Origin of the sequence: Corynebacterium sp. HMSC072A02, assembly GCF_001810085.1 — a bacterium.
Taxonomy (GTDB): domain Bacteria; phylum Actinomycetota; class Actinomycetes; order Mycobacteriales; family Mycobacteriaceae; genus Corynebacterium; species Corynebacterium hesseae.
In genome coordinates this window covers 39,722-66,423 of record NZ_KV799860.1, presented here as the reverse complement: position 1 = coordinate 66,423, position 26,702 = coordinate 39,722, and the positions used below count along the sequence as shown (strand labels likewise).

The 26,702-nt window shown below is 65.2% G+C and carries 25 protein-coding genes; 15 read left to right on the top strand and 10 right to left on the bottom strand.

The features are described 5' to 3' along the window. The first annotated feature begins 4 nt into the window (after nucleotides 1-4). From HMPREF2698_RS08900 to HMPREF2698_RS08885, 4 genes are all read left to right on the top strand, one after another. Nucleotides 5-1,900 carry a pyruvate kinase gene (locus HMPREF2698_RS08900; protein ID WP_070521452.1) on the top strand — a complete coding sequence of 632 codons (1,896 nt, stop codon included), beginning with the start codon at nucleotides 5-7 and terminating at the stop codon, nucleotides 1,898-1,900. 140 nt (nucleotides 1,901-2,040) lie between these two features. Beyond that, on the top strand, nucleotides 2,041-2,289 hold the full coding sequence (locus tag HMPREF2698_RS08895) for a FeoA family protein (RefSeq protein WP_070563834.1): 249 nt from the start codon (nucleotides 2,041-2,043) through the stop codon (nucleotides 2,287-2,289). 3 nt (nucleotides 2,290-2,292) lie between these two features. After that, nucleotides 2,293-4,227 (top strand): ferrous iron transport protein B, encoded by a 1,935-nt coding sequence (feoB, locus tag HMPREF2698_RS08890; protein WP_070563831.1) that lies wholly within the window; start codon nucleotides 2,293-2,295, stop codon nucleotides 4,225-4,227. Continuing rightward, complete coding sequence (locus tag HMPREF2698_RS08885) at nucleotides 4,227-4,490, top strand: FeoC-like transcriptional regulator (RefSeq protein ID WP_070563828.1); 264 nt, start codon at nucleotides 4,227-4,229, stop codon at nucleotides 4,488-4,490. The genes feoB and HMPREF2698_RS08885 overlap by 1 nt, the downstream gene beginning before the upstream one ends. On the opposite strand, the gene HMPREF2698_RS08880 is transcribed toward HMPREF2698_RS08885, so the two are convergent. Both HMPREF2698_RS08880 and HMPREF2698_RS08875 read right to left on the bottom strand, forming a co-directional pair. Continuing rightward, nucleotides 4,468-5,871, bottom strand: a complete 1,404-nt coding sequence (locus tag HMPREF2698_RS08880) for a PH domain-containing protein (protein ID WP_070563825.1) — start codon at nucleotides 5,869-5,871, stop codon at nucleotides 4,468-4,470. The genes HMPREF2698_RS08885 and HMPREF2698_RS08880 overlap by 23 nt on opposite strands. Beyond that, a complete protein-coding gene (locus HMPREF2698_RS08875) occupies nucleotides 5,868-6,317 on the bottom strand; it encodes a PH domain-containing protein (RefSeq protein ID WP_070563822.1) in 450 nt (149 codons plus the stop codon). The genes HMPREF2698_RS08880 and HMPREF2698_RS08875 overlap by 4 nt, the downstream gene beginning before the upstream one ends. Before the next feature lie 58 nt (nucleotides 6,318-6,375). Between HMPREF2698_RS08875 and HMPREF2698_RS08870 the strand changes: the two genes are divergently transcribed. Together HMPREF2698_RS08870 and HMPREF2698_RS08865 are read left to right on the top strand one after the other, a co-directional pair. Further along, complete coding sequence (locus tag HMPREF2698_RS08870) at nucleotides 6,376-6,636, top strand: helix-turn-helix transcriptional regulator (RefSeq protein ID WP_070530708.1); 261 nt, start codon at nucleotides 6,376-6,378, stop codon at nucleotides 6,634-6,636. Nucleotides 6,637-6,643: 7 nt separating this feature from the next. Next, nucleotides 6,644-7,117, top strand: coding sequence for a hypothetical protein (locus tag HMPREF2698_RS08865; protein WP_070563820.1), 474 nt, complete (start codon nucleotides 6,644-6,646; stop codon nucleotides 7,115-7,117). 5 nt (nucleotides 7,118-7,122) lie between these two features. On the opposite strand, the gene HMPREF2698_RS08860 is transcribed toward HMPREF2698_RS08865, so the two are convergent. Continuing rightward, nucleotides 7,123-10,260 carry an error-prone DNA polymerase gene (locus HMPREF2698_RS08860; RefSeq protein WP_070563817.1) on the bottom strand — a complete coding sequence of 1,046 codons (3,138 nt, stop codon included), beginning with the start codon at nucleotides 10,258-10,260 and terminating at the stop codon, nucleotides 7,123-7,125. 164 nt (nucleotides 10,261-10,424) lie between these two features. On the opposite strand from HMPREF2698_RS08860, the gene HMPREF2698_RS08855 reads away from it, so the two are divergent. From HMPREF2698_RS08855 to HMPREF2698_RS08840, 4 genes are all read left to right on the top strand, one after another. After that, the gene (locus HMPREF2698_RS08855; RefSeq protein WP_070530712.1) at nucleotides 10,425-11,315 is read left to right on the top strand and encodes a MetQ/NlpA family ABC transporter substrate-binding protein; all 891 of its coding nucleotides are present in this window, start codon (nucleotides 10,425-10,427) and stop codon (nucleotides 11,313-11,315) included. Between the two features lie 35 nt (nucleotides 11,316-11,350). Then, a complete protein-coding gene (locus HMPREF2698_RS08850; RefSeq protein WP_070563814.1) occupies nucleotides 11,351-12,256 on the top strand; it encodes a MetQ/NlpA family ABC transporter substrate-binding protein in 906 nt (301 codons plus the stop codon). Nucleotides 12,257-12,362: 106 nt separating this feature from the next. Next, the gene (locus tag HMPREF2698_RS08845) at nucleotides 12,363-13,406 is read left to right on the top strand and encodes a methionine ABC transporter ATP-binding protein (RefSeq protein ID WP_070563812.1); all 1,044 of its coding nucleotides are present in this window, start codon (nucleotides 12,363-12,365) and stop codon (nucleotides 13,404-13,406) included. Then, complete coding sequence (locus HMPREF2698_RS08840; RefSeq protein ID WP_070563809.1) at nucleotides 13,403-14,083, top strand: methionine ABC transporter permease; 681 nt, start codon at nucleotides 13,403-13,405, stop codon at nucleotides 14,081-14,083. The genes HMPREF2698_RS08845 and HMPREF2698_RS08840 overlap by 4 nt, the downstream gene beginning before the upstream one ends. Nucleotides 14,084-14,099: 16 nt before the next feature. On the opposite strand, the gene HMPREF2698_RS08835 is transcribed toward HMPREF2698_RS08840, so the two are convergent. Continuing rightward, nucleotides 14,100-14,966, bottom strand: a complete 867-nt coding sequence (locus tag HMPREF2698_RS08835) for a sucrase ferredoxin (RefSeq protein WP_070563806.1) — start codon at nucleotides 14,964-14,966, stop codon at nucleotides 14,100-14,102. Nucleotides 14,967-15,064: 98 nt separating this feature from the next. Here HMPREF2698_RS08835 and HMPREF2698_RS08830 point away from each other — a divergent pair, with 98 nt between their 5' ends. Continuing rightward, nucleotides 15,065-15,718 carry an AMIN-like domain-containing (lipo)protein gene (locus HMPREF2698_RS08830; protein ID WP_070563803.1) on the top strand — a complete coding sequence of 218 codons (654 nt, stop codon included), beginning with the start codon at nucleotides 15,065-15,067 and terminating at the stop codon, nucleotides 15,716-15,718. Nucleotides 15,719-15,723: 5 nt separating this feature from the next. Here HMPREF2698_RS08830 and HMPREF2698_RS08825 read toward each other — a convergent pair whose 3' ends face one another. Both HMPREF2698_RS08825 and HMPREF2698_RS08820 read right to left on the bottom strand, forming a co-directional pair. Further along, complete coding sequence (locus tag HMPREF2698_RS08825; RefSeq protein WP_070563800.1) at nucleotides 15,724-17,268, bottom strand: DNA polymerase Y family protein; 1,545 nt, start codon at nucleotides 17,266-17,268, stop codon at nucleotides 15,724-15,726. After that, entirely contained in the window at nucleotides 17,265-17,948 is a 684-nt protein-coding gene (locus HMPREF2698_RS08820) for a hypothetical protein (RefSeq protein WP_070521496.1), read from the bottom strand. Before HMPREF2698_RS08820 ends, HMPREF2698_RS08825 begins: the two co-directional genes overlap by 4 nt. 59 nt (nucleotides 17,949-18,007) lie before the next feature. Between HMPREF2698_RS08820 and HMPREF2698_RS08815 the strand changes: the two genes are divergently transcribed. Then, nucleotides 18,008-18,418, top strand: a complete 411-nt coding sequence (locus HMPREF2698_RS08815; RefSeq protein ID WP_070521499.1) for a hypothetical protein — start codon at nucleotides 18,008-18,010, stop codon at nucleotides 18,416-18,418. An 8-nt stretch (nucleotides 18,419-18,426) separates the two neighbouring features. Here HMPREF2698_RS08815 and HMPREF2698_RS08810 read toward each other — a convergent pair whose 3' ends face one another. Together HMPREF2698_RS08810 and HMPREF2698_RS08805 are read right to left on the bottom strand one after the other, a co-directional pair. Continuing rightward, on the bottom strand, nucleotides 18,427-19,080 hold the full coding sequence (locus HMPREF2698_RS08810; RefSeq protein WP_070521502.1) for a response regulator: 654 nt from the start codon (nucleotides 19,078-19,080) through the stop codon (nucleotides 18,427-18,429). 2 nt (nucleotides 19,081-19,082) lie between these two features. Further along, nucleotides 19,083-20,231 (bottom strand): ATP-binding protein, encoded by a 1,149-nt coding sequence (locus HMPREF2698_RS08805; RefSeq protein WP_210386596.1) that lies wholly within the window; start codon nucleotides 20,229-20,231, stop codon nucleotides 19,083-19,085. 113 nt (nucleotides 20,232-20,344) lie between these two features. Between HMPREF2698_RS08805 and HMPREF2698_RS08800 the strand changes: the two genes are divergently transcribed. Genes HMPREF2698_RS08800 through HMPREF2698_RS08790 form a run of 3 tightly spaced genes read left to right on the top strand, consistent with a single transcriptional unit; the run spans nucleotide 20,345 to nucleotide 23,757 of the window. After that, a complete protein-coding gene (locus HMPREF2698_RS08800) occupies nucleotides 20,345-21,397 on the top strand; it encodes a PspC domain-containing protein (RefSeq protein ID WP_070521508.1) in 1,053 nt (350 codons plus the stop codon). A gap of 11 nt (nucleotides 21,398-21,408) precedes the next feature. Further along, a complete protein-coding gene (locus tag HMPREF2698_RS08795) occupies nucleotides 21,409-22,530 on the top strand; it encodes a threonine aldolase family protein (protein ID WP_070521511.1) in 1,122 nt (373 codons plus the stop codon). A gap of 33 nt (nucleotides 22,531-22,563) precedes the next feature. Continuing rightward, nucleotides 22,564-23,757 (top strand): HNH endonuclease signature motif containing protein, encoded by a 1,194-nt coding sequence (locus HMPREF2698_RS08790; protein ID WP_070521513.1) that lies wholly within the window; start codon nucleotides 22,564-22,566, stop codon nucleotides 23,755-23,757. A gap of 391 nt (nucleotides 23,758-24,148) precedes the next feature. On the opposite strand, the gene guaA is transcribed toward HMPREF2698_RS08790, so the two are convergent. Then, the gene (gene guaA / locus HMPREF2698_RS08785; protein ID WP_070521516.1) at nucleotides 24,149-25,717 is read right to left on the bottom strand and encodes a glutamine-hydrolyzing GMP synthase; all 1,569 of its coding nucleotides are present in this window, start codon (nucleotides 25,715-25,717) and stop codon (nucleotides 24,149-24,151) included. Between the two features lie 24 nt (nucleotides 25,718-25,741). Beyond that, on the bottom strand, nucleotides 25,742-26,668 hold the full coding sequence (locus HMPREF2698_RS08780; RefSeq protein ID WP_070521519.1) for a LysR family transcriptional regulator: 927 nt from the start codon (nucleotides 26,666-26,668) through the stop codon (nucleotides 25,742-25,744). Nucleotides 26,669-26,702 lie beyond the last annotated feature (34 nt).

Genomic DNA, 26,702 nt, shown 5'->3' with positions numbered 1-26,702 from the left:
CACAATGTGGGTGGACTTTCACAACGAAGGAGAAACCTTGCCTAGCCTGCGCCCACTTCTTGATTCCCTCACTACCCGCATCGAAGCTTCGTCTGCCGCGCACGCCGCGCAGATCGCGCGCGTGGATCCCGTCCACCGCCCCGGCGCGGTTAACCTCGTGCGCTACATGGAATTGCGCTCCCAGGACGCCGTCGAAATCCAGGAAGGCCTCACGGCATTGGGCGCCACGAGCCTTAGCCATCCAGAGCCCGCGGTGCTTGAGCGCCTCCACGCCGCGCGCAACGTGCTCGACGCCTTCGATGGCCACGCACCGACCTACCCCGTGCAGCCGATTGCCACGGCCTATGCGGACGCGGACGATATCCTCGACGCCAACACCGAAGCCCTCCTCGGCCCCACTCAGGAGGACACCCACGCGCGCATCATGGTGACCCTTCCCACCGAGGCCGCAGATGACTATGAGCTGGTCCTCGGTTTCGCCCGCGCGGGCATGGAACTCGCCCGCATCAACTGCGCCCACGATGGCCAGGATGCCTGGCAGAAAATGGTGGCACACGTCCACCGCGCCGCCGAGGAGGTGAGGCGCGAGATCCTGATTTCCTGCGATATTGCGGGCCCCAAGGTCCGCACCGGCAGCATCGAGCCGGGTCCGCAGGTCATTCGCGTGCGCGGCGAGCGCACCGCGGCAGGTGAGCTGCTGAGCCCGGCAACGCTCGTGCTTCACGACGCCCCCTCCTCTACCCGCGCCCACGGGGTGGCGGGGGAGGCGTCGCCAAGCGCGGCACGCCCGGCGGTAGCGCTGGAGGTGGATGGCGAGTGGTTGGCGCGCCTGCACCCCGGCAGCGAGGTGCGCTTCACGGAAGCGCGCGGGCGCTCGCGTGTGTTCACCGTGGAGAGCGCGGAAGCAGGCGTGGCGGTGCTGCACGGTGATCGCAACTGCTACCTCGCCGAGGGAACGGTGTTGAGCCACGGCGGGGACACCACGCAGGTGCATGGGGTTCCGGCACTGGAGCAGAAGATTCGCCTGCACCGCGGCGAGGAGTTGGTGCTGAGCACTTCGCAGGAGCCGGCGCGCATCGTTGAGGGCGAGGTGACCACCATTGGGTGCACGCTGCCGGAGGTGGTCGGTGCGCTGGAGGTGGGCCACCGGGTGATTTTCGATGATGGCGCAATCTCCGGCCGCGTCCACGAGGTGCGGGACAACGGCGCTGAGCGCGAGGCTGTCATCACCGTGGAGCACGCCGGGCCCACCGGCACCAACCTGGCCGCCTATAAGGGAATCAACCTGCCGGATACTGACGTCCCGCTGCCCAGCCTCACCGAGGAAGACATCGAAGCGCTGCGTTTTGTGGCCACGCACTGCGATATCGCAGCGGTTTCCTTCATCCGCACTCCAGCTGATGTGGCCTTCCTCTATGACACGCTCGAGGAGATTGCCGCCGAGCAGGAGTCCGAGGAGATGGCGCAGCGCGTGCGTGACCTGGGCATCGTGCTCAAGATTGAGACGGTGCCGGCCTATGAGCAGCTGGGAAGCGTATTGCTGGAGGGCATGCGACATGCCAAGTTCGGCATCATGATTGCGCGCGGCGACTTGGCCGTGGAGTTGGGATTCGAGGAGATGGTCCAGGTACCGGGGCGGATCATGAAGGTCGCGGAGGCGGCACACATCCCGGTCATCATGGCCACGCAGGTGCTGGAGACCCTGGCCAAGACGGGGCTTCCCTCCCGCGCGGAAATCACGGACGCGGGCTATGCGCTGCGCGCGGAGTGCGTCATGCTCAACAAAGGCCCTCACATCACGGAGGCCATCCAGATTCTGGACCGCATGTCCCGCAAGCTGGGCCAGTCGCGGCTGAAGAACCGCCAAAAGCTGCGCCAGGTGAGCAGCTGGACCAACTAATTCAGGCAACATGTAGGAAACGCGGCGCCCCGAGCGCCGCGTGGTGAGGATCACCTAACCGAAAGCGGCGAAAACTAGACAGACCTATATTTACTTAGGTTAACCTATAACGGTAATGCTTTAGAGGAAGAGAGCTCACCGTGAAGTTGTCTGGGTGCCCACGGCAAACCGCCGACGCCATCCCCATGGGATGCACCATCACCTTGGGAAACGAGTGCATTTCCTGCACCTGCGATGCCGCCTTAGCGGTGCGCCTCGGCGAGCTGGGTATCCGCCCCGGCGCCACGCTGACGATGGGCCCGCGCGTGGCCGGCGGCGCCCGCGTTGTCTCGGTGGGCAGCTGCCGCTATGCCATCGACAAGACAACGCTGCAAGCCATCGAGGTTTAAATCATGGCCACCACGAAACCCAGCTGTCACGGCGATCCGGGCGGCGCGATAGCTCCTGCCGGAGCACCCATCATCGCGCTCGTCGGCTCCCCGAATTCCGGCAAGTCCACGCTCTTTAATGCTCTGACCGGCGCGAAGGCGCAGACCGGCAATTGGCCGGGAACCACCGTTGAGGTCAGCCGCGGTGCGTGGAAGCTGGGTGAATCCACCGCCGATCTCATCGACTTCCCCGGCACCTACTCGCTCGATCCGCTCAGCCCCGATGAGGCGCTCACCCGCGCCATGCTCATCGATTGCCCCGACGATGAGCGCCCCGACGCCGTCGTCGTGGTCGTCGATGCCAGCGCCGTCGCGCGCGGCCTCAACGTGGCCCTCCAATTGGCGGAGCAGCCCTACCGCCTCATCATCGCGCTGACGAAGACTGTCGTGGCCCTCAACCAGGGTCAAGTGGTTGACGCTGCTGCACTCACTGAGGCCACCTCCATCCCAGTGGTGGAGGTTGATGGGCGTAAGCGGGAGGGCGTCGAGAAGCTGCGCGAGGTCGTCGTGGAGTCTTTGGCGCACCACCCGGTGCAGCTGCGCGAGGACACCGGCCTGGAGGGCCGCTTCGCGGAGCTGGATGCGGCGGCGAAGGCCTCGGTAAGCGAGGTCGAGCATGCCACGCCACTCTCCCACCGCCTCGATGCGGTGGCCCTCCACCCAGTCGTGGGTCCGCTGCTGTTTCTGGCCGTGATGTGGCTGGTCTTCCAGATCACCACCACGGTGGCCGCTCCCCTGCAGGATGGCCTGGAGGCGTTAGTCTCCGGACCCTTGAGCGATTGGGCGCGGGCGGGGCTTGAAGCCATCGGCCTGGGCCACCCCCTCGTTACGGGCTTGCTTGTCGACGGCCTCATCGGCGGCGTCGGCATGGTCCTCACCTTCGCCCCGCTCATGGCGCTGATGTTTTTGTGTTTGGCGGTGCTGGAGGATTCCGGCTACATGGCGCGCGCGGCGGTGGTGACCGACCGCCTTATGCGGGCCATAGGCTTGCCGGGCAAGGCCTTTATCCCCATCGTGGTGGGCTTTGGCTGTAACGTGCCGGCGATCTCGGCCACGCGCGTGCTGGGAAGCCCGCGGCATCGCATTATGACGGCGCTGCTCATCCCGTTTACCTCGTGCTCGGCGCGCTTGGTGGTCTTCGTCATGCTTTCGGCCACGTTCTTCCCAGAGCACGCCGGCAGCGTGGTGTTCATCATGTACGTCATTTCCATCGCGCTGCTCGTGCTGGTGGGTTTGGCGCTGCGCAAGACGCTGTGGCGCGCGGTGCCTGAGGAAGCGCTGGTTATTGACTTGCCGACGTACCAGCTGCCCACCGTGCGTCTGGCGCTGAGCGTGATGTGGAGGCGATTGAAGGGCTTCCTGCAGACCGCCGGCGGCATCATCGTGACTACCGTGGTCGTGGTGTGGCTGCTCATGGCCATCCCGGTTGGGGCCGCGGTGCACGAGACCACCTTGGGCGAGCCACCAGCGCCGGAGGATTCCGCCTATGGCGCGGTCTCGCGCACCATTGCCCCGGCCTTTGCCCCGGCTGGCTTCGACTCGTGGTCCCTGGCCGGCCCGCTGGTCACTGGTTTCGTGGCCAAGGAGGCGCTGATTTCGACGTGGGCGCAGACCTACGCCGTCGACGACGTCACCGACGCCTCCGCGGAGGAGCAATCCCACAGCGCGCTCAGTGACCACGTGCGTCAAGATTTCGACCGCGCCTCCGGCGGCCATCCCCTCGCCGCGGTGTGGGCCTACATGCTCTTCCTGCTGGCCTACACACCCTGCGTGGCCACGATTGCCGCGCAGCGCCGCGAGATTGGCTGGCGCTGGACGCTCTTTGGCTTCGGCATTCAGCTGGCCACCGCGTGGGTGCTGGCAGTGGCGGCCTTCCAGATTCTGAGGGTGTTTATCTAATGCCTGCCTCGCCCATTCACGCCGTGCAGCAAGCCATCGAATCCGGTGTGCGCTCGCGCGTAGCCATCGCGGCGCAGACCGGGCTGGAGCCCGGCACGGTCGATGTGATTCTGGATCACCTCACCGCCAGCGGAGTGCTCGATATGGAGCCGCTCGGCTCCTGCCCTGCGGGCGGATGCGGGTCTTGTTCGGCAGCCTCAACGTGTGCCGGCCCCAGCCGCACCCGCGGGCCGGTGCTGCTCAAGCTTCGTCGCCGCCGCTAGGAGCAGGCGCAGACTCGAGGGCGGGGAGGCGGCGGGAGCGCAAGCGGGTGAGGAGCGCGGAGGCATCGGCAGGCGTGAGGTCTTGGCCGGCCATCTTGACCGGGCCCGCCACAAGGTCGAAGCGCACGGTGCGCACACCCGCGAGGTGACCCAACGGCCCCACCTTCAGCGTGAGCTCCTGGATGTGCGGGGTACCAATCACTATGACGCGGCGGTTGATGCGGCCGCGGTGCACGATGGTCACCGGCTGAGGCGATTCCACCAGCGTCACCGACTGCTGCTTACGGTCAATGGGGCTGATCCACGTCGCCCGGCGCGGGGAGGTATAAGTGGGCTGGGTGCGCCCTTCAGGGCGTGCGAAATCCTCAATCTGCGCGCGGTCTAGATCTGAGATGAGCTCTAAAAGCTCCAGTGCCTGCTCGCGGGTGCCCACCGGCAGGATGCGCGTGGAACCTGACTGCTTGCCGCCGCCCTTCGCGCCATACCCGGCCACCGAGACGTGCACCTCGTACCAGCCGAAGCGCCTCCACAGAAAAGGCTGGCTCACCCGCACGCCGTGGATGCGGCTGATGCGGATGGTTTGGCGGCGGCGGTCGGCAAGACCGTAGGAGACGTTGAGGGCGTTGGCGGGGGCGTCGTGAAGCGCGGTGAACGTCCACGAGGAATCCACCAGACTCCACACCCGCCCCACGAAGCCCACGATGATAGGCAGCAGCGCGGTCCACATCCCGGGGAGGAAGAGCAGGCCGCCGATGACGAGTGCGGTAACCAACGTGGGCAGGCGCAAAGCCTCAGCGGCAATCGTGCGCAGGATGGGAATCTCCGGAATCAAGGCGGCGGGAGTTTCCGGCGCTGGCTCACTGGCAGACCCCTTATTTGTGCGCCGCAGCAGCTCCGCGCGCAGCTCCTCCGCTGTCGCCTTGGTCAGGTACTCGATTTTGATGACGGAGGAGGTGCCGCCCGCGGTCTCCACACGGACTGCGGCCAAGCCCAATAGGCGCGCGATGATGGATTCCACGACATCCACCGCCTGGATGCGCTCATAGCGCGCGGAACGGAAGGACGTTGAGATGACACCGTGGCGCAGCGCGATTTCATCCTCGGTGAGCTTGTAGCCCAGCTTGCGCCACCAAATTCCGGAGACGAGCCAAATCACCGTGCACACCAGCACGAAGGCACCGATGCCCAGCAGGGTGCCGCGGCCGACCTCACCCAAGTGCCCACCCTGCACGTAGGACAGAACGTCCGACACCATGGAGGCGTTGACGTTCACCGCGAGAACGGCCACCAAGGCCAGAATCAGCGACCAGAAACGCAGCAGCGGGGTGAGGCGGTGGACGCGGGTGTAGCCGTCGGCGTCGATAAGCGCGCGGTCCTTCACAGCCCACTCATCCTCTCGCGGGCCTTGACGGCGAGGCGTTCGCGCAGGGCGTCGGCGTCGGCAGCAAGGAGGCCGGGGATGGTGGCGTCGCTGCTGGGCGACGCCGTGTGCAGTTTCACCTTTTTCAGCCCCATCGCCCGCTCGACGGGGCCGGCGGTGACGTCGACGAACTGGATGCGGCCGTAGGGCACGACGGTGAAGGTGTTCCAGATTTTTCCGCGGGTGACCAGTAATTCATCGGCGGTTTCCTGCCAGCCTAAGTTTTTGACCTGCGCGGGGATGAGCCACAGTTCGTAGAGTGCCCACACGAGAAACGCGCCGGCGACCCAATAGAGCCAATCCCACCAGAAATATGCCGCCGCGGCCGCTAGGGCGGCGAGGATAATGTCCCAGCTCAAATTCGTGATGTAGCGGGCTTTCGTGAGTGACGGGGATACGGGGTTCATGCCAACACACTAACATGAACCCTTGACAACTTGTTGGGTTTATACAACACTGTGGTGCATGTCCCCAAAGAAAAAGCCAACCCGCCCACTATTTAACCGGGTCCGCGTGCTCCGCGTTGAACGGGACATGACGCGCGCACAGCTTGCCGACACCATCGGGGTCAACCCCCAAACCATCGGCGCCCTCGAGCGCGGCGACCACTCCCCCAGCCTGGATCTCGCATTCAATATCTGCGAGGTCTTTGACTTGCCCGTGGAAGCCGTGTTCTCCCGGACCGAATTCACCCCCATGTCCTCCGAAATCTACCGAAAGGACTAACTCGCTCATGTCCGCCGCTACCATCCCCGATTCCGTTAAGACCCGCAAGCGCTACATCACCCTGGCCGATCTCTCCTCCTGCCTCATCATCCTGTCCCTCCCCCTGCAGTTCTGGGACTCCTTTACCTCACTCATGGTGGCCTGCCTCGGAACGCTGCTCACCGCGCTGCTGACCGCCCGCCTGCGCTCAGCGATAGGTGCCGCAGACCTGCCCACGACGGAGCTCGATGAGTACCAAATGCAGCAGCACGTCGAAGCCCGCGACGACGGCCTCAAGTTCTCCCTCGCAGCACTCGTCATCTTGCTGCCAGTGACTGGCCTTATCGCCTGGGGTGCCCGAACCATGCCCATCATGGACGGTGTGTTCGTGTCCCAGCTCTACCTCAAGATCATCCTGCTGCTCATGGTGTGGGTGCCGTTCTCGGTGGCCCGTTCCCTGGCGGGAAAAATGAACCGCGACGAGCTCATCTCAAAGGAATAAACCTCTTAGCGGAAATCCCGCGAGCCGCGCGAAAGGGCCTCGCCGAAGGCCAGCGGCTCCAGCTGGTCCGCAGCAACGGTGACCGCGCCGGAGGCATTCTGCACGATGCCGCGCACGATGAGCGCGGGCGCTGTCCGCGCGGTGACCTTATCCCTGGCCCACAGGCCGGGCGAGACCATCACGTTCATCAACCCAGTCTCATCCTCCAAGCCGAAGAAGACCACGCCACCTGCAGTATGCGGGCGCTGGCGGTGCGTGACCACCCCGGCGATACGCACGCGGGTGCCATCCTCCACGGCCGGCAGATCCGCCGCCGCCAAGACACCACGAGCACGCAGCGCCTCACGCGCCTGCTCCATCGGCTGCTGGTTGTGGGTCACACCAGTGCTCGCCACGTCCGCCGCCATAAGCTCAAAAGCACTCATCCCCGGCAAAGACGGCGCCTCAATAGCCGAAAGCCCCGGCAGCATCCCTGCCCGTTCTGTCGCGGCAACACCGGCCTGCCACAACGCTTGGCGACGATCCACCCCAAAGACATCCAAAGCCCCCGCCACCGCAAGAGCCTCCACGTGATCGACGGTGAGATCGGCACGACGGGAGAGATCGGGGACGTCGCCAAACGGCGCGGCCGCTTCAATGCGATCGGCGGCCTTATCACCCAACCCCTTGATGAGGTTAAGCCCCAAGCGGATACGCGCCTGACCGTCCGCGCCCACCACCACGCGCGCCTCGCGGCCCGACTCGTTGACGCTGACCGGCAACACCTCCACGCCGTGGCGGCGGGCGTCCTGAATAAGCGACTGCGGCGAGTAGAAACCCATCGGCTGCGCGCGCAACAAGCCAACGCAAAACTGCGCCGGGTAATAGCGCTTAAACCACGCCGAAAAGTACACCAAGGAGGCAAAAGACTGCGAGTGCGACTCCGGAAAGCCGTACGCGGCGAAGGCCACGATCTTGGCCCACAGCTTGTCCGCGACCTCCCCGACGATCCCGTTGGTCTCCTCCAGACCCTCATAAAAACGCTGCTTAAGCGCCGCCATCTTGGCCGGCGAGCGCTTCGAGCCCATCGCGCGCCGCAGGTCGTCAGCCTCCGCGCCGCTGAACCCGGCGGCATCGACCACAATCTGCATGAGTTGCTCCTGAAAGAGCGGAATCCCCAGCGTCTTGCCCAGGGACTTCTCCAGCACCGGATGGTCATAGGTCACCGGCTCCTTGCCATCGCGGCGGCGCAGGTAGGGGTGCACCGACCCGCCCTGAATGGGACCCGGGCGGATGAGCGCGACCTCCACCACGAGGTCGAAGAAGACCCGCGGCTTGAGCCTCGGCAGCGTGCTCAGCTGCGCGCGCGATTCCACCTGGAACACGCCCACCGCATCCGCGCGGCAGAGCATGTCATAGACTTCCGGGTCAGCCAGGTCCAGCTCCCACAGGTTGACCACCCTGCCGGTGCTTTCCTCCACCAAGTCCATCATGTGATGCAGGGCTTCGAGCATGCCCAGGCCCAGCAGGTCGAACTTCACCAGCCCGGCCGCGGCACAATCATCCTTATCCCACTGCAGCACCGAGCGGTTTTCCATGCGCGCCCATTCCACGGGCACGACATCCGCAATTGGCCGGTCGCACAGCACCATGCCGCCGGAGTGAATGCCCAGGTGGCGCGGCTGCCCTATAAACTGCTCGGCCAAGGATTCAACGTCCGAAGGCGCGGGCGCGATCCCCTTCGACCAGGCATCGGCCGAACCCTGCGGGTAGCCCAACGCGCGGGCGGCATCCCGCAGCGCGCCTTTGCGGCGGTACGTAATCACGTTGGCCACCTGCGCGGCGCGCTCGCGGCCGTGCTTGGCATAGACGTACTGAATGACCTCCTCGCGCCGCCCCGATTCAATATCGATGTCAATATCCGGCGGGCCATCGCGGTCCGGGGAGAGGAAGCGCTCAAAGAGCAGGCCCGCGGAAATCGGCTCCGCATTCGTAATCCCCAGCGCGAAGCACACCGCCGAATTCGCCGCCGAGCCCCGCCCCTGGCACAGGATATTCTCCCGTTTACAAAAGTCCACGAGATCACACACGATGAGGAAGTAGCCGGGAAAGCCCAGCTGCTTCACTACGCCCAGCTCGTACCGCATCTGCTCCCACGCCCGCTCCCGAATCTCCTTAGGCCGCGTGGCATAGCGAACTGCCGCGCGCTCGAAGGTGAGGTGCTCTAGCCAGGACATCTCGGTATGGCCTTCCGGCACGTCGAAATCAGGCAGGTTTGGGGCCAGCGCCTCCCAGGTGAAGCTGCATTCCTCAAGGACGCGGACGGTTTCCGCGATGAGCTCGGGACGATCCGGAAACAGCTGCGCCATCTGTTCCCCGGAGCGCAGCCAGGACGAGCCCATGGGGTGGGAGTTGGGGGAGGCGTCGGCAAGCGCGAGGCGTCTAGACAAGGCTTCTTTGGCGCCGGCCAGCCGCGCGTGTTGCCGTGTGGCGGCAGCCGGGCGGGCGGTTGCGATGGCGCGCGGAACCGGCAAGGAATCCAGCAGTAGGTGGTGGTCCGCGTCCTCCGGAAGCTGGGTACAGGCATACTCCAGAACCATGCTGTCTATTTTTATTCCATCGACCAGAAGATCGAAATGCTCAGCCCACTCCCAGCCCACCAGGAACAGGCATTCATCCTGCAACTGCGCACCAATCTCCGCCAGGGAAGGATAGGACACAGCCCCCTTCTCCCCCGCCTCCATGTGCGCGCGGGAGATGAGCCGGGATAAACGCCGATAGCCCTCCGGGGCGCGAGCCAGAACGGTCAGGGGGGCCGGGTCGAGACTGAGCTCCGCCCCAAAGACTGCGGGCAGCCCCACCTTGGCGGCGGCCTCCGCAAATTTCATGAGGCCATAGAATCCATCCCTATCTACCAGTGCAATCCCCCGCAAGCCCAGCTCGACGGCGCGCGCCACCAGCTCCTCCGGCTCGGAGGCGCCGTGGAGGAAGCTATACGAGCTCACCGCATGCAGCTCCGCGAAAGGCACGGCGGAATGCCCGGCCTCCGGCTCCTCCGCCGCCCCCGGAAGGTGGCCCACCGGCACCGGGACGGGCCCCGGGCGGCCAGAGAGAATCCTCTCCACCCGGGACCACGGCAGCGCCTCACCCCCATTGAACCTCATAGCCCCACACACTATATTCGAACATGTATTCCAGTCAAGGTTTTCGTTGAACAAATACTCGGATAGACAAAGCGGTTCAATCGTTGCTAGTTTTTCGTGCAGTGCATACTCCTGCGGTGATACGACTTGCCGCACAAACCAAGAAGGGACACTAGGAACCCACTATGAGCATCCGTCGCGTACTTGCTGCCACCTCGGCAGCCGTCATCGCTGCAACTGGCCTGGTTGCTTGCTCCTCGGACTCCGCCGAGTCCGAGAACTCCGGTGAGGCCATTACCAAGGACTCCACCATCACCATCGGCACCACCGACGCCAACATGGAAGAGTGGGCCGTATTCCAGGACCTGGCCAAGGAGGCCGGCTTCGACGTCAAGCTGGAAAACTTCGCCGACTACAACACCCCGAACCAGGCTCTGGACCAGGGCAAGCTGACGACCAACAAGTTCCAGCACCTGAAGTTCCTGGCTGAATACAACAAGGGCAACGGCACCGACCTCGTCCCGCTGGCAGCTACCGAGATCTACCCGCTGGCCATCTACTGGAAGGACCACAAGGACCTCGGTGACGTCGAGGGCCAGGAAGTCGCCATCCCGAACGACTCCACCAACCAGGGCCGCGCCATCGGCCTGCTGGTCCAGGAAGGCCTGGTCACCCTCAAGGAGGGCAGCCCGCTGACCCCGACCCCGCTGGACATCGATGAGAAGAAATCCAAGGTCAAGGTCACCCCGGTGGACGCTGCCCAGACCCCGGCCGCCTACGGCGAGGGCAAGCCTGCCGTTATCAACAACTCCTTCCTCGAGCGCGCCGGCATTGACCCGCAGTCTGCCGTTGCTCAGGATGACCCGGACTCCACCGAGGCCGAGCCTTACATCAACGTCTGGGCCGTGCGTGCCGACGACGCCGATAACGAAACCCTCCACGAGCTGGCCAAGCTGTGGAAGGACCAGAAGGTCACCGACGCGGTCCTGAAGTCCTCCGGCGACACCGCCGTGGCCGTGGACCGCTCCCAGGAGGAGCTCCAGGAGATTCTGGACCGCCTCGAGGAGCAGGTTTAAGCAGCCTTCACTGACTAACTAGCAAAGGACGAATCATGCGCATCCGCCGTCTCGTAGCAGCCGCTGTAGCTAGCCTCGCTGCCGCTACCAGCTTGGTCGCCTGCTCGTCTGCAAGCTCCGATTTCGCCGCTGGTACCGCCGAGGATCCCATCATCATCGGCACCACCGACGCCGAGCTTCCGGAGTGGGGCGTGCTCAAAGAGCTCGCTGCCAAGGAAGGCATCGAGATCGAGATGAAGAGCTTTACCGACTACGCCACCCCCAACCAGTCATTGGCTGAGGGGAGCACGGACACCAACAAGTTCCAGCACTTAAAGTTCCTCGCCGAGTACAACGTGGGCAACGGCACAAACCTTGTCCCAGTTGCGTCCACGCAGGTCTACCCCATGCCTCTGTTCTGGAAGGGCCACGACAGCATCGACGGCATCGAGGGGCAGGACATCGCCATTCCGAATGACGCCACGAACCAGGGCCGCGCCATCAACCTGCTGGCAGCCAACGGTTTGCTGAAGCTCAAGGAAGAGGGCAAGCTCACCCCGGATCCCGCCGATATCGACGAGTCCGCTTCCAAGGTGACCATCACCCCGGTCGATGCCTCCCAGACTCCGTCCGCCTTCGGCGAAGGCAAGCCTGCCATCATCACCAACTCCTTCTTCAAGCGTGCGGGTATCAACCCGGCCGACGCCGTGCTTTACGACGACCCGGAAAACCCCAACGCCGACCCGGAGATCCTGTTCGACCCCTACGTCAACGTGTGGGCTGTGCAGGAAAAGGACAAGGACAATGAGAAGGTCAAGAAGCTGGCTGAACTCTACCTCTCTGATGAGGTGAAGGCCGCGGTGCAAGACACCACGGGTGGCACCACCATCTTCGTGGACAAGCCCCAAGCAGAACTCCAAGAGATACTGGACCGCCTAGAAGAGGAAGCCTCCTCCAGCTAAGCGAATCTCCCTCACCCCCGCGCTCACGCTCGTTTGCGTGACCCGGGGGATTTTGCCCGTTACTCCCTGCTTATTCACTACACGGACACGTACAAAGGAAAACCACGTGACTGAACACACTGGCGCCCGCCAGGGCACCCGGATTGAATTCCGCAACATCACCAAAGTCTTTAAAAACAAGAAAACCACCACCACCGCACTCGATAATGTCTCCCTGACCGTCGAGCCCGGCGAGATCATCGGCATCATTGGCTTCTCCGGCGCAGGTAAGTCCACGCTGGTGCGCATGATCAACGGACTGGATAAGCCGACCTCGGGGCAGCTGCTTCTCGACGGCACCGATGTCGTCCCCCTTCCCGAGTCCAAGCTGCGCGGCATCCGCCGCAACATCGGCATGATCTTCCAGCAGTTCAACCTCATGTCCTCGCGCACTGCGGCGGGCAATATTGAGTACCCGCTGAAACTGCAGGGCGTCGAGAAGCAGGAGCGTAAAAAGCGCGTGCAGGAGTTACTGGAGTTCGTTGGCCTGGCGGACAAGGGCGATAATTACCCGGAGCAGCTCTCCGGCGGCCAGAAGCAGCGCGTCGGCATCGCCCGCGCCCTGGCTAATAACCCTTCCCTGCTGCTGGCGGACGAGGCCACCTCGGCGCTCGACCCCACCACCACCCATGAGGTCCTCGACCTACTGCGCAAGGTCAACCGCGATCTCGGCATTACCATCGTGGTCATTACCCACGAGATGGACGTCGTGCGCTCCATCGCAGACAAGGTCGCCGTCATGGAAGGCGGCCACGTTATTGAGTCCGGCAGCGTCTATGAGGTCTTCTCCAATCCCCGAACCAAGGTGGCGGAGAAATTCGTGGCCACCTCGCTGCGCAACACCCCGGACGTCGTCGAGGCCGATGACCTCTTGGCCCACGAAGGCCGCCTGTTCACCATCAACCTGACAGAGAAGTCCGGCTTCTTCGATGCCGCGGGCAAGCTCGCGGACGAGGGCGTGTCCATCGCCGTGGTCCACGGCGGTATCACCACCTTGCAAAAGCACTCCTTTGGCAAGATCACCGTCCGCCTCAACGGCCCGGACGCCGCCATCGAAGACTTCTACGCACACATGCAACGCACCACCGAGATTGAGGAGATCCAACGATGAACGTCACCTACCTCGCGCAGGCCAATTGGGACCGACTGGGCGGCACGCTTGTCGACGCCATCAAGGACACCCTCATCATGGTCGCCACGACCCTGGTGCTCGCCGGCATCATCGGCCTCGTGCTGGGCATCCTGCTCTACACCACGCGCCCGGGCGGCATCCTGCAGAACAAGCCCATTCACTTCGTCATCAACATTCTGGTGAACTTCATTCGCCCGATCCCGTTCATCATCCTGCTGGCTTTTGTCCAGCCGCTGACGGTGGCGGTGCTGGGAAGCTCCATCGGCCGTGAACCGGCCACGTTCGTCATGGTGATTGCGGCTACCTTCGCAGTGGCGCGCATCGTGGAGCAGAACCTCGTGGCGCTGGATCCGGGTGTGATCGAGGCGGCCCGCGCGATGGGCGCTTCGCCGTGGAAGATCATCACCACGGTCATCATTCCGGAGGCGCTGGGCCCGCTGGTACTGGGCTACACCTTCCTGTTCATCGGCATCGTCGATATGTCCGCGATGGCCGGCTACGTCGGCGGCGGTGGCTTGGGTGACTTCGCCATTGTCTACGGCTACCGCGCCTTCGAGTGGGAGGTCACCGTGGTGGCTACCCTCATCATCATCGTGCTGGTGCAGGCAGCGCAGTTCTTTGGCAACTGGCTCTCGGCCAAGATTATGCGCCGCTAACCGCGCCAACCCCTATCTATACGCTGCGCTTTTCGACGCGACGCGCGACGTAGATTCGAGAGGTCTTCGGTTTGTCTCCGCAGGAGGAGACGACGCCGGAGGCCTCTTTTTCTTCCAGTTCCACGTCCCATGCGCGGCCGTCGCGGTGTCGCACAGCGGCAGTACCTGCCGCTGCGGTATCTGTCGCGTCGACGGTGAGGTCGCCGTAGTGGAGGGTCTCGGAGGCGTCGAGAAGCTGGCGTGCCACCGCAAGCTCCGCCACCTGGCCCCGGGGCGTGGTGAGGCCGGAACCGCGGTTGGCGGGGTAGAAATACTCGCCGTGCAGCGCCTTGCCCACGAGCTCACGGCCGGCCTCCACGTTGAGGCGGCCAAAGGAATAGCCCCACGGCATCAGCAGCACCGACGGCGCGAAGCGGTGGCCTTTGGTGTGGGAGGTTTCCCACACGGTCTCCTCAAATTCACATGCCAGGGAGGCAGCCAGCGGGCGCCCCTTGATGGCGCAGCAGGCATCGCGCTTGGCGTGGGTGCACACGAGCACCAGCGGCAGGCACGTGCCGGTGGGATGCTCAAGATCCAGGTCAAGAATGTCCTCTGGGCCGTTCAGGGTGTAATCCTGCACCAGCCCCTCGCGCGCCCACACGACGAAACAACGGAAGTGCCCCGTCCCCCGCTCATGCCCGGCGCGCCCCGGGCGGCGAATGAGCTGTAGGCCCGCCACGCCCTTGAGCTTGGCCTTGAGCTTCTCGGTGAGGCCCGGGCCGAAGGTACGGCCATCGAGCACGTCGCGCGACCACGCCGTGGGCCACTCGAAAAGGACGTACACAGATTCTTGTTTAGCGGTACCAGCCAGGGGCTCAACCTGGACGTCGGAGCAGAAGGTCATGGCGCCATCTTAACTGGCATCACTTCCTTCACAACAATGTGGTTACGATGCTTAGCTCGATGCATATAATTCCCTGCGGTGCCGCTACGCTCGGAATTATGCCGAAACACAATCTCTTGCGCACAGCCGCCCCCGTGGCCGCACTCGTTGTCTCGGGTGCGCTCGTGCTTCAGGGATGCGCTCCGTCTTCCTCCCCGGATGGTAGTACCGGCGACCCCACGAAGACTCTCGACGCCACCCTGTCCGGCGCCTCCACTTCCACCGCTACCGTCACTCCCACTGCGCCCTCCCCCGCCGCGCCCGCTGGCCTAACCCCGCTGGGGGACGCCAACCTGGAGATGAAAACCCTCCGCCCACCGGCCCCCTCGGAGCTGGTGGTGACCGATGTCCGCGTGGGTAAACACGAGGGCTTTGACCGCGTAGTCTTCGAGTTTGTCGGGGATGGTTCGCCGGGCTGGTTCATCGATTACACCGATTCCCCCGCCCAGCAAGGCTCCGGCAACCCGATTGCTTATGAAGGCTCCGCCGCGCTCGACGTCAGCATCGACGGCACCGCCTACCCCTTCCAGCTCAACATGGAAGACCCGAACATCGGCACTGTAAAGGGCGCCGGCGGGCTGGTTACCCAGGTGGTCAGCAGCGGCACCTTCGAGGCCCGCTCGCAGTTCGTTATCGGGCTTAATGAACGCCACCCGTATTCGGTCCAGGTGCTCAGGGCGCCGACGCGCCTGGTCATCGACATCTTGAACTAAGCCGTTCAGGCATAGGTTGCCTCCACCGACCAGCGCCCGCCTGCCCACACCAGCAACCAGGCGCGCTGGCCTTTGTCGTTTTCCCCGACGACTTGCAGACGCGCGCAGCGCTGCGCCGCACCCGCCTCCCACCACCCGGTATCCACGGGCCACGGGCCGGCCCACCCAGTCACCCGGTAGCGGTGCTGGCCCCACCCCAGACCTGCTGGAGCCCCGGAAAGGAGGGCCTCGGCGGTGACGATGATGTCCTTCGAGGAGACGTCGATAAGCCGAATCCGCGCAGCCGGGTGCGCCAGGCTCGCCGGAAGCGGCGCCGGGATGCGCCCCGGCCACGTGCCCTCCGGCTGCGGGTCGCGCTGCTCGCCATAAGGGACGTACTCGATGCGCTCGGCCACCCCCCGCCCGGCCGCCGGGCGGGGTTGCAGCACGCGATCCACCCCCAGCTGGGATTGCACGCGCGCGATGACACGCTTAGCCTGCTCGGCGGATTCACCCGCGCCCCACAAAAGCCCGTCCCCCGGCGGGGCGACCTCCACCGGTTCCAACGCCAGCTTGGCGATGCCCCCTCCCTCACCCGGCGCACTCCCAGCCCGCGCAGTACTCAGCCAGCCGTCGAGCTGCCAGCGCACACGATCCGCCGTGGCGGCCTCGCTGAGCGCTTCCTGGGTACGCCAGATCCGCTCCAGGCGCTCACCGCCCTCAAACTCCGCGGCAACGCGCAGGCGCAGGCACACCACGCCGGCCTCCTCGAGAGCCGCGTGGAGGCGAGCCGCCAGCTGACGCGCGGCGAAGGCCGCGGCATCCACGCGCTCCAAGGGCTCCTCGAAGCCCTGCTCCACGCCCAGGTCAGGGCGCGCGAGTTCCGGTGCCACGCGCCGATCCGGCGCAGCCGCGGCCACCGCGTGGCACCGCCGCCCGGCCTCACCGAAACGGGTGGTGACTTGGCGCAGCGGCAGGCTCGCCAGCTCCCCTAAGGTGCGCACACCCAGCTGCTCTAAAGAATGAACCACGTCCGCCGCACAGCCCAGCGCCACTTCCGCGGCCAATACTCCTACCGGCTGCTTAGCCAGAAAGTCGCGCGACCCTCCTACCGGCACCACCGCGCCCAGGTTGCGGTGGCGGGCGGCAATCAGCGCGGTAGCAATCTCGTCCGCGACGCCGACGGTGGCGTCGAGGTGGGATCTGGAGGTGGCGTCGACAAGCATCTCCACCGCCTTTGCCTCACTGCCGTGGAAACGCCCGGCCGCGCCCGCGTCCACGATGACCAGCCCAGGGCGCAGCACCTCCACCGACGAAGCCACCGCGTCCAGGCCCGCGGCAATCTCCGCGAACACCACCCCGTCCCGGTCCGGGTTGGCCTCCTCCACGCGCAGCTCCGGCAGGACGGCTTGGGCTTGGCGCACGCGCATCCCGCGGCGCACTCCCGCCCGGCGCGCCGCCGCGTTGCACACCGCCACGCGGTGCTGGGCGGCGATGACACACGCCGCCCTCTCGGCATCCTGCAGCGCCTGGATGGGCCAATCCGGGAACCACAGCGCCGCGACCCTCACACTGCCTCCAAGTGCGGGCGCGTGTCTGGTCGCTGCCCGCACGTGAGCACTCCACGCCGCGGGCGCATGCTTGCCGACGCCACCCGCACCCCTATATCAACCCCCCGAATCCGCCCGCTGCCCCGGCCCAGGCCATGCACCGCGACGACCTCCGCACCGATCTCCACGGCCGTGCCCGGCAGCCGGGTCCCCACGGTGAGCAGGGCCGCCTGCCCTGCCCGCACCTTCGCCAGCACGGGGCGCGCCCGGGTGGGACTCAGCGCACCTGTCCCCTTGTGCACGACGAGGTCCAGCCCCTCACACAGCACGCTAGTTACCGCCCAGGGCTCCGCGCCCGGGTCGGGCACCGTGATGACCCGGGAGACATCACCATCCTCGGCCACTTGTGCGAGTGATAGATCCGGCCAGCCCACTACCCCGACGTGTCCGCCCACCGCGCTAACATGAGTTATCAGCTCCACCACGAGCGCGGCGCATTCCGCGCAGGCGGTTGCCCGTTTACGCGGCAGACCACCACCCGGGAGCAGCTCAGATAACTTTTCAGGGACGCCAAGAAGTTCCGCATCCGGCTGCACCTGCACCGAATCATCCGGGGTTTCCAGGCGTTGAATCTGGGCGCGTAGAACCGCAATCTGGTCGGCCCGTGAGCCGCCCGCTACGCGAACACCTGTTTGATTCATGGCTCCTATTATGAACCTCTCCCCGGACACGCGCAATTGCGCTGGTAGCGTTAGGCGCCATGAATCCCCTCCGCGCGCACACCACCCCAATCCCCACTCCGCCGTGGGTACGCCTCGGCGCCTCGCTGCTGGCTGGTGCCGCCGTGGCAGCAGGTACCAGCCGCATCCACTTCGGGCTCGCCATGGGGCTCAGCCTGCTCCTCCTCATCGCCGCCTGCGCGCTCGTATTCCTGCACCCCTACCGCGCGGACCTGCGCGATTATGCCCAGCGCCACAACGTCACCATGCTGCCCAACGCCGCACAGCTTATTCCCCTCATGGTGCTGTGGTTGATGGTTATGCTCTCCCCGCTCCTCGCGCTCCCTGCCTGGGGCAGCGCGCTGGTGTGGGTGCTCGTCGCGGGCGCGGCCTTCCTGCTCTTTCCCCACGTCGACGGCTCCCGCAAGCTCGCCTACGCTCCCCCTGCCTAGGCTGCGACTTAAGCCAGGTCGCGCGAGGTGGCCCAGCGCGTGAGCTGATGGCGGTTGGACTGCTGGGTCTTGCGCAAAATATTGGAGGCGTGCGTCTCCACCGTTTTCACTGAAATGAACAGCTGCTTGCCAATCTCGCGGTACGTATAGCCGCGCGCAAGCAACCGCAAAACCTCCAGCTCGCGGCGCGTGAGCGCATCCACTGCTGGGTCTTGCCCCTCCTCCGGCTCCGGTGCGGGCGATCCGGAGGCAAAAGCGTCAAGGACAAAGCCTGCCAGGCGCGGCGAGAAATACGCATCCCCGCTGTTGACCTGCAGGACCGCGCGCGCCAAATCCGGGCCGGAAATATTCTTCGTTACGTACCCGCGCGCACCCGCCCGAATCAGCGCAATCACGTCCTCCGCCGCATCCGACACGCTCAGCGCCAAAAACACCGGCCGCGAAGGCTGGTTAGCCGTCGCGTTAATAACGGCGAGGCCACCGCCGTCGGGCATGTGGACGTCGAGAAGCACCACGTCCGGCGAGGTACGCGCAATGCCCTCCAGTGCTTCCGCGACGGTGCCCGCATCGCCCACAATCTCAATCTCCGGGGCCGCCGCCAACTCGGCGCGCACGCCCGCGCGGAAGACGGAATGATCATCAACCAAAAAGACCTTCACCATGCTCATAACGCTACCGCTAGCTCCACCTCGGTGCCCTCCCCCGGGGTCGAGGAAATCCGCACGCGCCCACCAGATCCCTCTACGCGCGCGCGAATACTGTCACGAATCCCGTGCCTATCAGCGGGAATAGCATCCACGTCGAAACCCACCCCGCGATCACGCACGAAGATACTCAGCTCGCCCGCCAACAACTCCGCGTAGACATCCACCGCGTCCACGCCCGCGTGCTTGCCGGCATTGACCATAGCCTCGCGCGCCGCCTGAATAAGCAACTTCGCAGCCTCCGTCAGCTCCGCATCCTCACCCACCGTCACAGCGGATACCCGCATGTCGAAGAGGTCTTCCACCTCCCCGCACGCCGCTTCGAGGGCGCCGAAGCAGGTGGTGGGGGCGGCGGAGGGAGCGTCGAAAAGCCAGGCGCGCAGCTCGCGCTCTTGGGCGCGCGCCAAACGCGTCACCTCACGCGAATCCCCCGCCCGCTTCTGAATCAGCGCCAGCGTCTGCAGCACCGAATCGTGCAGGCGGGCGGCAATCTCGGCGCGCTCCTCCGAGACCGCCTTGGCCGCCTGCTCCTGCGATAGCGAGCGCCAGAGCTTCAGCACCAGCGGCACCACCAGCGCGCCAAAGCCCACCAGCGTCAGCGCCGTGGCCAGGATCGCCGAACCCGATCCGCTCTCCCACGTCACCGCCGCCACCACGACACCACCGATGACCAGGACAGCACCGGCCGCCACAGCAACCAGGCCCACCGGCGTGTTCAGCCCGCGGTCATACGCCAACCATGCCAGCACCGCACCGATGGCCACAACCGCCAACGGCACCGCCACGCTTAGCGACGCCCCCGAGACCCCCAACACACCCACCGCACTACCCGCCAGCGCCAGGAACACCAGCACGAGGGAGAGGGGGCTGCGGCGGGTGGAGGGGGCGTCGTCAAGCGCGGGCGTGAAGATCCACAGCCCGGCATAGGCCATCGCCCCCACCCCACCCAGCAGGGTCAACGCGGTCAAGGCGATGCGCGCGGAGAGCGCCGAAACCCCCAGATTCTGCGCCAACCCCGCTGCCACGCCGGCCACCACGCGGCCAGATTGGGGGCGTGACATCACGGGATAAGGCGCCGCGTTCTCGGCGGGGACATAGGGCGAAGTCATACTAGACATAGTCCCACGCACCACCCCTCCGGCACATCGGGGACAACCCTGAGGTCTAAAAATCAGGGCGATTACCGATACCGCCGCGAAGCCCCGCGCGGCACCATAAAAGTATGACGAAGAACAGCACTTTCAACCAGATGTGGACAACCCGCCCCGTCCGCCTTCCCAAAAAGCAGGGCGGCGACGCCCAGCTCGCCGGTGTCTGTGAAGGCATCGCGGTGCGCTATCAGCTCGATCCGACGATTGTGCGCGTGGCCTTCGTGGTCGCAGCACTCGCTTTCGGCGGGGGCATCGCCGCCTACCTCGCCGCGTGGGCGCTCATGCCGCGCTACGGATCGCCCTACTGCCCGCTCGATGCGGCCTTGGGCAAGGATGGCGTCAAGGAGGAGCAAGAGCTCGGTTGGATCCTAATTGTCGGCGTCCTTCTGACGTTTAGCTCCGGCCCACTGTTCCTCAGCGGGCAATTCCTCGCCGGCCTTCCGCCCGCTACACTGACCTTCGGCCTGCTGGCGCTGGCGTGGTACGCCCTTCACCAACGCGAGCCGCTACCCCCTAGCGGGCTGCTGGCCGCCGAGCAGCCGGTGCGCGAAGAGCCGGTCAACCTCAATTCTTATACCCCGGCGGACGGCCACCCTTTCCCATCAGGCCGCAGGACCCCGCCGTCCTGGGATCCACTCGGCGTAGTGCCCGATGCCTGGAACCTGCCGGAGCCGGGCCCGCGGGAGGAACCGAAAAAGAAGCGCGGTTCGCAGTGGGTTGAGGGGGCAATTGCTCTCGGTGCCGTGGGCGCCGCCTTGACGGTTACCTTCCTTGGAGTCACCTTCGTCTCCGAGGCCGACGAGTCCGGCTTCAGCGCCCGCTTCAACGTCGGTGAGCAAGACATCGCGCCCACCCATGAAGATGAGCTCGAGGACTACTACGACCTGGGCATCGGCGAATCGACGGTGGACTTCAGCCAGCTCCACGACCTCACAACCAAGCACGACGTCACCGTCGACGCCGGCATCGGCGCCGTCGAGGTCATCCTCCCGAAGGACATCCCCGTCGCGCTGACCTGTGATGACGGCCTGGGTGAGAGCAACTGCACCGAACGCCAGGACCCTGACGCGCTGCTGAACATTCACATCGACGCTGGCATCGGCGAAGTCACCGTCACCGGCTAAACTGGCCACCCATGATTCACTTCGGCAACGACTACCATCGCTCCGCCCACCCCCGCGTCCTTGATGCCATCGCAGGGGCGGGCGGGGCTTATACCGGTTATGGCGCCGACGAGCTCTGTGCCACGGCCGCTGAGCGCATCCGCACTGCCTGCCAGGCGCCGAACGCCGAGGTGCATTTCATGGTCGGTGGCACGCAGGCCAACGCCACGATCATCGCCCATCGCCTGCGCCCCTGGGAGGGCGTTATCGCGGCGGATAGCGGGCACATCGCCACCCATGAGACGGGAGCTATCGAGCACACCGGGCACAAGGTCATCACGCTGCCGAACCAGCTGGGAAAGATCACCGCCGCGCAGGTGCGCGCCTGCATGGAGGAATACCGCGCCTCCGGGGTGGAGGAACACATGCCAGAACCCGCACTGGTCTACATCACGCAGCCCACCGAGTTCGGCACCGCCTACTCCCGCGCCGAACTCGTGGCCCTGCGCGAGGTCTGCGATGAGTACGAGCTGGGCCTGTTTGTCGACGGCGCCCGCCTCGGCTATGGCCTCTCCGCCTCAGATATCACGCTGCCGGACCTGGCCGCGCTTGTCGACGTCTTCACCATCGGCGGCACCAAATGCGGCGCCCTCTTCGGCGAGGCCATCGTCTTCCCTGCGGGCGCGCCGCGTTTTCGCAATGCAATGAAGCAAAACGGCGGCCTGCTGGCCAAGGGCTGGTTGCTCGGCGCGCAATTCGCCGCGCTCTTCAGCGCCCCCGCTCCTGAATCCGCCGATGTGCTCCCCGGAACCAACGCTTCCTACGCAGACGCTAGCGCAACTACCCCAGACGCTAAGGCACATAGCGCAGCAGCAACCACCCTCTACGAACACATCTGCGCCCGCGCCAACGCCCAGGCCCAGCGCATCGCCGAGGCATTCCGCGCCGCAGGCATCGACATGCTCTTTGACTCCCCTACCAACCAGCAATTCGCGCTGTTGACACGCGAACAGGAAGAGAAGCTCGCGCAGGACTTCGTGTGCCAGTTCTTCGAAGAACACGAAGGCCTGCGCGTGGTGCGGTTCTGTACGGCGTGGTCGACGGAGGAGGGGGACGTCGATAAGCTCTGCTCTGCGATTTCTGCGCTCAAGTAGCGAGGTTCCCCAACCTGGTTTAGGCTGTGAGCTATGCAACTGGGGGGTTACATTCAAGCACTAGCGCGCGGGCTCGACGTGGTCGAGCAATGCGCCGGTGTCACGCGCGCGCAGCTAATTGAGATGGGTGCGCGGCCGGATTTCGCGGAGAAGCTCCTGGGGCTGCACGCGGTGTATTTCGGGGACACGATGTTCCGCTCCCGGCAGCGCAAAGCGCGCCGCACGGGCCACGACGTGTTCACGCTCCTCGATATCGAGCGCTATTGTTCCAAGCTCAAGGCCCGCAAGGCGTGGGAGCTGCGCCAACTGCTGGCCGCTACCCCGCGGGAGAAAATCCCCATGGTGGCGAAGGCAAAACTCAAAGAGTGGCACCCGCCCAAGGACCCCGCCCCAGGCGTGCGGGTGACGCGGCGCGCGGGCCGCAATCACACGCTGAGCATTACGGATTCCTCGCTCAACATCTCGAAGCTGCTGGCCGTGTTGAAGACCACCGACAAGGACTTGCTCACCGCGGCGCATACCGTGTTCCGCGGCGGGGGCGGCTCGGGCCAGAAGCTGCAGTCCAACGTCATCGTGCGCTTGGATGAGCTGGACCGCATCGTGGATGGCGATGGTGAGGAGATTGAGCTGCAGTTGACCAATGGGGCGACGATGACCGGTGCGGAGTTCGTGCGCGAAAAGCTTGCCGACGTCGGCCTCATCACCCTCGTCCACCCCCACCACGGCCCCGTGAACCTCTACATGGCGAGCCGTTTCGCCAACATCAAGCAGCGCCTCGCACTGTCTGCAGAGCACCCGACGTGCGCCTGGCCCGGGTGCAACGCGCCTGCCGACGACTCGCAGATTCATCACCTCACCCGCTTCCAAGATGGCGGGCCGACAAACATGGCCAATATGGTGCCGCTGTGCGCGTATCACAACGCGGTCAACGACGATGATCCGGAAAAGCCCACCGGCCGCGGGCACCTCGACCGCATCGATGGCCGCGTGTACTACCTGCCGCCGTGGGCCGGCCCGCCGATTCCCATCGAAAGCCCGGCCCACCCGCCGCGTTCCGCGCCGGGGCGAGCACCAGGCACTGCTCGCGCATCCTCAGATCCGCCAACATCCGGCCCGCCTGATCCGCGTTCCGGTCCGGCTGACGGCTCCAGCCCTGGGGCGCCGCCGCATAACTCCGGCGAACCTCCGGACCCCGCCACCGAGTTCATGAGTTCAACCAGCCCGTGAATCGTCGCCCGAGTCCCCAGGTCGAAGTCCAACCGGTCGCCGGATCAACAGGATCGATGGGTCGTAGGACGCCGGCTCACCGGCCTGCGACGCCTTAGCAACAAACAGCCGCTTTCACCAGCCGCCCGCTGAGAATTTTCGCTCGGCGTGCGGCTACTCGCGCGCGCGTTAAAGAGGTATGCGAGAGCTCTCGCCCGATTCGCGGAGCTGTACAGCAACGAGGCAACACAAACGCTCTACTCCGCGCCTCGGTCGGAGCTTGTGGCGACAAAGACGGTGCCAACGACAAGCCACGCGGGCTTGGTACCAGGGGCCGAAAACGGGAGCGCAGCCGCGCCCTGTTAATTCAAGGCACGGCCGCGCTACGCAGCGTCTGGGAGTTTGCTTCGCTTTACTCCCACTCAATGGTTCCCGGCGGCTTCGACGTCACGTCGAGCACTACTCGGTTAACTTCCTTGACCTCGTTGGTGATGCGGGTGGAAATCTTCTCCAACACGTCGTACGGCAGGCGGGTCCAGTCCGCAGTCATGGCGTCTTCGGAGGATACCGGGCGCAGGACGATCGGGTGTCCGTAGGTGCGGCCATCGCCTTGGACGCCGACCGAGCGGACGTCGGCAAGCAGCACCACCGGGCACTGCCAAATCTCGCCATCCAGGCCAGCGTTGGTCAGCTCAGTACGCGCGATGAGGTCTGCCTGGCGCAGGGTCTCCAGGCGCTCCTCGGTGACCTCACCAATAATGCGGATGCCCAGGCCCGGGCCCGGGAACGGCTGGCGTGCCACGATTTCTTCCGGCAGGCCCAGTTCGCGGCCAACCGCACGGACCTCGTCCTTGAAGAGCAGGCGCAGCGGCTCGACGAGCTCGAACTCGACGTCGTCAGGCAGGCCGCCCACGTTGTGGTGGGACTTAATGTTCGCGGTACCATCACCGCCGCCGGACTCCACCACGTCCGGGTAAAGCGTGCCCTGCACCAGGAACGCGGCATCCTGGCCGTCCAGGGCTTGGTCGACGACGCGCTCAAAGGAGCGGATGAACTCCGCACCGATGGCCTTACGCTTAGCCTCCGGCTCGGTCACACCAGCCAGCTTGGAAAGGAAAGCCTCGCGCTCATCAGCGGTGATGAGCTTCGCGCCAGTCGACGCCACGAAATCCTTCTCCACCTGCTCACGCTCGCCCGCGCGCAGCAGGCCGTGGTCGACGAAGACACAGGTCAAACGGTCACCAATAGCGCGCTGCACCAGGGCCGCGGCCACGGCGGAATCCACGCCACCGGACAGGGCGCAAATGGCATGGCCGTCCTCACCAATCTGCTCGCGCACATCCTCAATGAGGCGCTCCGCAATGTTCTCAGCAGTCCAGTTCTGCTCCAGGCCTGCTACCTCCGTCAGGAAGCGCGTGAGCACCTCTTGGCCGTGCGGCGAGTGAAGAACTTCCGGGTGGTACTGCACGCCGGCCATCTTCTTGGACAGGCACTCGAAGGCGGCCACGGGAGCGCCCTCGGAAGAGGCGGTGACTTCAAAGCCCTCCGGGGCTTCAGAAACCGAATCGCCGTGGGACATCCACACCTTGTGCGTATCCTCGAGGCCCTTGTGGAGCACACCGCCAGACACGGTCATGTCCGTGCGGCCGTACTCGCGGGCACCCGTGGAGGCCACGGTGCCGCCCAGGGCTTGGGTCATGGACTGGAAGCCGTAGCAGATACCAAAGACCGGGATGCCGAGCTCGAGCAGCTCCGGCTTCAGTGCGGGGGCGCCGTCCGCGTATACGGAGGACGGGCCACCGGAGAGGATCAGCGCGGCCGGGTTCTTGGCCTTGATGTCCTCCACGGAGGCGGAATTGGGGACAACCTCGGAGTAGATGTTGGCCTCACGCACGCGCCGGGCGATGAGCTGCGCGTACTGGGCGCCAAAATCCACCACGAGGACAGGACGCGGGGTTGTATTTGGGTTAGTCACGGTCATCAGTTTAACGCAAGAACCCACACCCTAGACCGCAGGGAGTGGCCCAAAATCTTTAGCGGTGGCAGCCGCCTTGCTCAACGCGGCCCGAAACGCCCGCAAGGCGGGGTGTCCCTCGCGCCCGGCGCGCACCGCGGTGTAGAGCGTGCGGGTGGGATTACCAGGCAAGGAAACCACGCGCACGCCCTCAATTTCGTCGAGGAAAAGGTCCGAGATCACCGCCACCGCGTGTCCGGTGCGCACCAGGTGCGCATGTAGAAAGGGGTCCGGGGTTTCATAGAGCACGCTGGGGTTAAAGCCATGCCTGCGGCACAGCCGGTGGACGAACCGCCCCAATAAAAACTCCTCCGGGTCCATGGCAAAGGGGATTTCCTCGTCATGCGCTGCAAAATCCTCTAAGCGCAACTCGCTCCAGGGCCCGGTGAGTGGGGTGATGAGGCGGAGGGGGTCGTCGAGAAGCAGCTCCCGGTGGGTGTGCTCATCCGTGGCGGGCATGTCCGACTCGTACTCCTCACCCAAGATGAGGTCCACCTCCCGGCGCGCCAGCAGCTCCATCGCGCCATCGGCTTCACGCTGAATGATCTGCACGCGCAGGTCCGGGTACTCCCTGGCCAACTCCGTCAGCGCCCGCGGGACCAGCGAGGACATGATGGTTTGAAAGGTCGTGACCTTAATCGTGCCCCGCACCGCGTTGGTTGACGCAATGACCTGCGACTCCGCCTCATCCGCCAACGCGAGCATTCGCTCCGCGTAGGAGGCCAGGATTTCTCCCTGTTCCGTCAAACGCACGCGCCGGCCGACCTTTTCATAGAGCGCCACGCCGACGTCCTTCTCACACTGCGCCAACTGCTGGGAGATGGCCGAGTGCGTATAGCGCAGCGATTCCGCCACCGCAGTGACGGTGCCGAGGCGGTGCAGCTCGTAGAGAATGCGGAGGCGGTGCAGGTCCAACATGGCAGAATCCCTAACGGGTACGTGTTAAAAACTG